This is a genomic window from Bacillus sp. 03113, assembly GCF_006546985.1.
Taxonomy (GTDB): Bacteria; Bacillota; Bacilli; order Bacillales; family Cytobacillaceae; genus VATK01.
The window spans coordinates 53,308-59,307 of record NZ_VATK01000023.1; the positions used below are offsets into that span (position 1 = coordinate 53,308).

The 6,000-nt window shown below is 34.5% G+C and carries 7 protein-coding genes; 5 read left to right on the plus strand and 2 right to left on the minus strand.

Annotated features, from left to right (window positions below; translation table 11 throughout):
- Positions 1 to 421: 421 nt before the first annotated feature.
- The 3 genes from FDO66_RS18525 (at position 422) to FDO66_RS18535 (ending at position 2,789) form a co-directional block, all read left to right on the plus strand.
- Entirely contained in the window at positions 422 to 862 is a 441-nt protein-coding gene (locus FDO66_RS18525; protein ID WP_141434148.1) for a DUF2521 family protein, read from the plus strand.
- A gap of 79 nt (positions 863 to 941) precedes the next feature.
- Positions 942 to 1,655, plus strand: a complete 714-nt coding sequence (gene cwlD, locus FDO66_RS18530; protein ID WP_141434149.1) for an N-acetylmuramoyl-L-alanine amidase CwlD — start codon at positions 942 to 944, stop codon at positions 1,653 to 1,655.
- A gap of 72 nt (positions 1,656 to 1,727) precedes the next feature.
- Positions 1,728 to 2,789, plus strand: a complete 1,062-nt coding sequence (locus FDO66_RS18535; protein WP_141434150.1) for an Mrp/NBP35 family ATP-binding protein — start codon at positions 1,728 to 1,730, stop codon at positions 2,787 to 2,789.
- 179 nt (positions 2,790 to 2,968) lie between these two features.
- Here FDO66_RS18535 and gerD read toward each other — a convergent pair whose 3' ends face one another.
- A complete protein-coding gene (gerD, locus tag FDO66_RS18540) occupies positions 2,969 to 3,544 on the minus strand; it encodes a spore germination lipoprotein GerD (RefSeq protein ID WP_141434151.1) in 576 nt (191 codons plus the stop codon).
- A gap of 185 nt (positions 3,545 to 3,729) precedes the next feature.
- On the opposite strand from gerD, the gene FDO66_RS18545 reads away from it, so the two are divergent.
- Positions 3,730 to 4,359: a KinB-signaling pathway activation protein gene (locus FDO66_RS18545; RefSeq protein WP_141434152.1), complete on the plus strand. Its 630-nt coding sequence runs from the start codon at positions 3,730 to 3,732 to the stop codon at positions 4,357 to 4,359.
- A gap of 149 nt (positions 4,360 to 4,508) precedes the next feature.
- On the opposite strand, the gene pdaB is transcribed toward FDO66_RS18545, so the two are convergent.
- Positions 4,509 to 5,261 carry a polysaccharide deacetylase family sporulation protein PdaB gene (gene pdaB, locus FDO66_RS18550; RefSeq protein ID WP_141434153.1) on the minus strand — a complete coding sequence of 251 codons (753 nt, stop codon included), beginning with the start codon at positions 5,259 to 5,261 and terminating at the stop codon, positions 4,509 to 4,511.
- 193 nt (positions 5,262 to 5,454) lie between these two features.
- Between pdaB and FDO66_RS18555 the strand changes: the two genes are divergently transcribed.
- A complete protein-coding gene (locus FDO66_RS18555) occupies positions 5,455 to 5,685 on the plus strand; it encodes a hypothetical protein (RefSeq protein ID WP_141434154.1) in 231 nt (76 codons plus the stop codon).
- The last annotated feature ends 315 nt before the right edge of the window (positions 5,686 to 6,000 follow it).

The following is a 6,000-nucleotide window of genomic DNA, read 5'->3' on the forward strand; positions in this document are numbered from 1 at the left end:
TTCAAAGGCTCTCAACCTATTGGTTGGGGGTCTTTTTGTGTTGTTGTAGGAAAGAATAAAATAGTTGGTTGTTGAGAACTTTGAAAGATATGTATCAACGTCCAGCTTCGATGTACAGGATGTGCAAGTATAAGGCCGTGGCGTTCTTAATCGGCCAACGCCAGCCCTTGTGAAAAATAACCTTTTGCCTCTAAAAGCAAAAAGCTTACGTAAGTCAAAAGAACATTTTTCTTCAGGGTTGATCAAAGCGCTTGCGCTTTTGTTCTTTATTTTAACATTCTGATTGATTAATCATTCCTCTTAAAAAGCCTTTTTATTTCCAATTTTAGCAACATGATTTAAAATTGGTTATGGAAAGAGCAGATTCGCCTGTATGTCTCTTCTTTTGTGGAAGAGACTATTTTTAAGAGGTGAGAAAGCAGTGAATGTGATTACAACCTTTCAAGAAAAGAAAAAAGAAAAACAAATTAAGTACGAAAGGTCAGTCTTAAGAGAAATTTCTACAAATAGATTAAAGGAAAGAGTTCAATTGTATTTTGGATCATCAAGATTAACCTCTGGTTTGTTTATATATTCAGGAATTGAGGAAGCCTGCTATGATGTTGCGATAGAAGCATATTTGCTAGGAGCAAACTTCAGTCGATTTGGCTATTTTGGGGAGGAGCTATCTAGTGTTAAAAATAGATGTAATCAAGAACAAAAGCATTTAATTGATACATTATTTCACTTTCTTCTTTATTGGGGGAGTGAAGAAGAAATGCATGATGAGTCTCTGGCTTATTTATGTGAGGAATACGTAAATAGCTGGTGGATGGAAGGGTTTCAAAAAGGAGAGCGGAGATACAAGCTAAGACTTCATTAATGTAAACCTGAGTTCTACGAATCCCTCTTGCTCCATATATTTAAGTAGTAGGACGAGCAGGAGGGATGGGTAAGAGCATATGATGAATAGAATCAAAATAGGTATGTTTGTTTTGGGGTTAATCGTCCTCTTTTTCATTTTGCAATATGATTTTACAGACGATGATTCATGGAAATCATGGAACCTTCCTCTAGCTGGAAAAGTCATTCTGATAGATCCGGGGCATGGGGGACCAGATGGTGGTGCCGAAAGTCATGGGGTTGTGGAGAAGGACATTGCGCTCAGTGTTTCATTAAAATTAAGAGATTATTTACAAGAGCAAGGGGCTCTTGTTTTGATGACGCGAGAAATTGATAAGGACTTGGCTAGTAAAGATACTCGAGGGTATAGTAAAAGAAAGACAGAGGATTTAAAAAAAAGACTTAAGTACATTAATGATTCTGAAGTAGATTTTTTTATAAGCGTGCATTTGAATTCAATCCCATCTAGTAAATGGAGCGGTGCACAAACCTTTTATTCCACTCGATTAGATAAAAATGAAAAAGCTGCTAAATTTATTCAAGCTGAATTGGTTCGGAATTTAGATAATACCACTCGAAAAGCAAAAACGATTGATCATGTCTATATTTTAAATTATGCAAAAAAACCAGGCGTCTTAGTGGAAATTGGTTTTTTATCTAATCCAGTTGAACGAGAAAAGCTAAGAAAGAGTAATTATCAAAAGAAAGTAGCAGCTTCCATTTACAATGGTGTGCTTCGATATTTTTCACATGAAAAAGAAATAAAGGAGTGAAGGTCTGATCTTAAGTTGTCAGACCTTTTATGTTATACTTAAAATAATGAAGCGAATAGGCAGGTGCGAATTATGTTGACAGAAAATTCAGTAATAGATGTTCTAAAGCACGTGAAGGACCCTTTTATACATAAAACTTTAGGTGAAATGGATGCAATTAAAGAAATTAGTATCAAAAATGAAAAAAATCATGTGAGTGTAAAAATATTAATAACCAAAACGGGTACAAGTGAACAATTGAAGCTTCAAACTGAAATTGTTCAATTATTAAAAGAAGCAGGGGCAAGTACAGTTGGCATCCGCTTTGGTGAAATACCGAAGGGAAAATTAGAACAAATGAAAATAGATATGAATCCAAAGGAAAAAGGATTACTTTCAGAAAATAATGAAACGACGTTTATTGCCATTGCAAGCGGAAAAGGGGGAGTCGGAAAATCAACGGTATCTGTTAACTTAGCCGTTTCATTAGCAAGGATGGGAAAGAAGGTAGGCCTTATTGATGCTGACATATATGGTTTTAGTGTACCAGATATGATGGGGATTACTACTCGACCGACCGTTAAAGATGACAAAATCATTCCCGTTGATCGCTTTGGCGTCAAAGTGGTTTCAATGGGGTTTTTTGTAGAGGATAATGCTCCTATTATTTGGCGGGGGCCGATGCTAGGGAAAATGTTAAATAATTTTTTTAATGAAGTGGAATGGGGTGAGCTCGATTATCTCTTGCTTGATTTGCCGCCAGGAACAGGAGATGTTGCATTGGATGTTCATTCGATGCTTCCAGCTTGTAAAGAGATTATTGTTACAACTCCTCATCCTACTGCTGCGTTTGTTGCCGCTCGTGCAGGCTCGATGGCAATCAGAACAGAGCATGAAATATTAGGTGTAATCGAAAATATGTCCTATTTCGAAAGTAAAGTAACTGGGGAAAAAGAATATGTTTTTGGACAAGGAGGCGGTCAAAAGCTTGCAGAAGAGCTAAGAACAGAAGTACTAGGACAGCTTCCTTTAGGACAGCCTGATTGGGATGAAACTGACTTTGCACCTTCTATTTATCAGTTAGAACATAAAATAGGAAAAATATATAGTGAAATAACAGAAAAGATTGTTATGCTTACTACGGATAATAAGTAAGCTTTCTCAATTATAGAAGTAGGCCGACAAGATATAGGGTAAAAGCCTTTCAGTCGGCCTATAATTGTAATATTGAATATTTATTTTGTGGATCAGAATTTCCAGTACGATTTGTGCTATATTATTCAGGGCTGATCAGTGCTTACTCTTTTGTCTTAAGACATGCAGGTTATTTACAATTACTTAGACTCACTGCCTTCTTTTTTTTCTGTTTTGACTTCACTGGCAGCTTTCAATAGAATATCCTGAATTTTTGCTTTAAAGAGAGGACTCTCAAAGGTTTCAGACACCACTTTTTTTAGATGCTCTCTATATTCTTTGCTTTTCAATATCGTAGTAACTTCTTTTTCTAGTTCAGGATTTTTAAACACATCAATTAGCATTCCTTGATATTCGGGATCTTTCATTAAATTTTTCAGCAGCTGCTCGTTTTCTTTTTCCATACTTTTAGCCATGCTTGCTGCAAATTTAGGGTCTTCAAAGGATTTCTTCCAAAAGTCAGTTCCTTTTTCAGAAGTTAACGTTTTTTCAATCGTTTCTGATACAATTGCTTGATCCATAATCAGCTGTTGTTTTAGTTTTTCATCTGACATAACCTCTTTTATTGCTTTTTTTCCATCATCTGTCTTTAATATATCAACTACCATCTTTTTCGTTTGATCATAATCAATTTGACTTTTGCCTTCTTCTTGAGGTGCGCAGCTTGCCAAAAGACATAACACAAACAGTGGTAGGAAAATAAATTTCCTTAGCATAAAAAAGTCTCCTTTCTCAGAATGCTCCTTAATTTTAGGATGAAGAATTAACGTAAATATTATTCATTTCAAAGCCATTGTCCTACATCTAAATAATGGTCTTTCAAGGATATTAAAGCGTTTGCATTTTTCTTTCATTGGTTGATACAATCAATATGAATAATTGTCCATGGGGGAATCATACAATGACAAGCCGTAACTGGGTTCGACTATTTTTATCTACCCTTTTTATCGGAGGGATGACCACTGGGGTTGTTGGATTAATTGTTAGATGGAATGAATTTTCTCATCTAATTACCCATTTTCAAATCATGGAGATCTTGGCTGTTCTCTTTTGGTTAGTAGGAATGGGTTTTATTTTTAGTGTAATAAGCCAAGCCGGTTTTTTTGCTTACTTAACTGTTCATCGTTTTGGGATAGGTATTTTTAAATCAGTTGCTGTATGGAATATCGTTCAGATATTACTCATTATTGTAACTTTATTTGATTTTGTATTTTTGCGCTCTCAAGCATTTGCCGAGGAGAAGGAAGAGATATTTATGTATGTCGGAAATGCGGCTTTTCTCTTTGTTTTTGCTGCTGTTGTTGCATATGCAAAAGCGAAGCAGACTGTTAAAGAGGCTTTTATTCCAAGTTTATTTTTTATGGTTGTTGTAACGATTATCGAATGGGTACCTGCGCTTAGAGTAAATGAAAAAAACTGGATATATCTCATGCTATTTCCGTTGTTATTTTGTAATGCTTATCAAATACTTGTCCTTCACAAACTTAACAAAAGGTCAGGGATGTCGGAAAAATTGACCAAAGAGATGTGATATAAGGAAAGTTGTACGAAGTTCCCAAATATCAAAGGCTTTACAATGTAGTCAAACTGGCAGTGAAGGTAAAGAACACCTGTACCACCAGTTCATCTAATCAGTTTTCGTCATAATCAAACTGGTTGAAACTAAAATGAATAAAAAGGTTACTTTACTTCAGAGGATATTGAATGAGCGTTTGCAATCATATTGGATACGGTCGTTAATTTTAATCCTTTATCTTGAAGGTCATTTATTATAGTAGGTAATGCTTTATCCGTTTGTTTTACTGAATCCGATGCATGCAGTAAAATAATGTCTCCTTTTTTCGCCTTAGAAACATTTTTTGTAATAATGCGGACACCCGGATTTGTCCAATCTTTAGAGTCGATACTCCAATGAACAACTGTATATCCATATTGTTTGGCAATCTTTAAGGTTGTTTGATTAAAATGTCCTGTCGGAGCACGAAGTAATTTGATATTTTTTACATTTAATTTGTTAAAAGCGGTTTGTGCTTTTACTATATCTTGTCTTACTTTCGCTTCTTCCACTTCTGTATAGTCAATATAGTTGTAGCCTAAAATTCCGATTTCATAACCTTTTTTTACAATCCTATTAACGATATCGGGATGTCGTTCAGCCCACGAGCCAGACAGAAAAAAAGTTGCTTGGCGAATGTTATTCTTCTCTAATATATTTAAAATAGGTTCAGCTTTTTCATCTCCCCATCCAATATTAAAGGTTAGGGCGACATCTTTTTCCCCTTTATAGATGGCTTTAGGTTGATCACTTTCTGAAAAAACGGGAATGTGCACGATGCTTTCCGTAAACAAAAACCATGCAGTAAAAAGAGATACAACGAGAACTAAAAGTATTTGTTTAATGGCTCTCCCGTTTAAAACAATTAATATATTCACACTCATCACCTCGTCCAATCCATTCCTAATCTCATCCTATGCTCTTCCAAAATGAAAAATGTTATAAAAAAGTTTATTTTAGAAAATAATACAAAAAATAAATAAAACAAGATTTTTCCTACATAAAAAGATGAATCCGAATGTAAAAACCGGTTTATTAAAGAAGGATAATACTAAAAAGGAGAACGACTAGATGATAGGATTATTATTGAATAGTAAGGAATGTGATGAAATGAAATATTTAATAAAAAGAGAAATGGATGAAATCCTTTTTGACTTAGAGGATCATCGTATTGATCATGTCGTTAAACATGCAATGGAGGAGAGATATAAAGTGTTGTTCTCTTTATTTAAACGATTTGCACCCGCTAAAGATTGCATGAAATACATGAGGGGTAAATTTAAAAATATACATAAAGGATAGCCCGGAAAATCTAATGTTAAAAAAGTTTTAAAAAATGTATTGACGGAATTTAATATAGTTGTTATATTAATAAACGTCGCTGCTGAACAACAGAACACAGCAAGTAGTTAACAACAAAAAAGAAAGAAAAAAGTTGTTGACACGAAATAGAAACGATGATATATTAATAAAGTCGCTTCTGAGCGATAACGAAAAATTGCTCTTTGAAAACTGAACAACAAAACGTCAACAAAAGAACAAAAGTGAGGACTTCAAACGAAGTCAACACATGCTAGTAAAGTCAATTACGAGCTAATCAACTCTTATACGGAGAGT